Source organism: Oceanospirillum sediminis (genome assembly GCF_014164585.1).
Taxonomy (GTDB): domain Bacteria; phylum Pseudomonadota; class Gammaproteobacteria; order Pseudomonadales; family Halomonadaceae; genus Oceanospirillum; species Oceanospirillum sediminis.
In genome coordinates, this window is sequence record NZ_JACJFM010000350.1 from 1 (window position 1) to 310 (window position 310).

At 46.8% G+C, this 310-nt stretch carries 1 protein-coding gene; it reads right to left on the reverse strand.

Going from position 1 to position 310, the window contains the following annotated elements:
* Window positions 1–310, reverse strand: a 310-nt coding sequence (locus tag H4O21_RS25190) for a hypothetical protein (protein WP_182812765.1), incomplete at both ends; no start/stop codon positions are given.

Below are 310 nucleotides of genomic sequence, written 5' to 3' on the forward strand. Positions count from 1 at the left end.
CCATTGCATTGAGTACACAGACATCATCCAGATGAAATGGCTGCTGGCTCTGATACAGCGCTTCCAACCCTTTTCTGGTTTCCGACGGCAGCATATGCTGCACATCTATTTCACTGGCCTGATCAACTTCGAGTAAACGAATTGCAGCTGTATTAACGACGCAGACTTCTTTAGCGGAATTCAGGCCAAGGATCGCTTCATCGGTACTGTTCAGAATAAGCTCCAGCCTCCGATCCTTTTTAAGCAGATCTTTGTACAGTTTTTCCTGCGCTGTTACGGTCAGCGCCAATCGCTTCGACATATGGTTAAA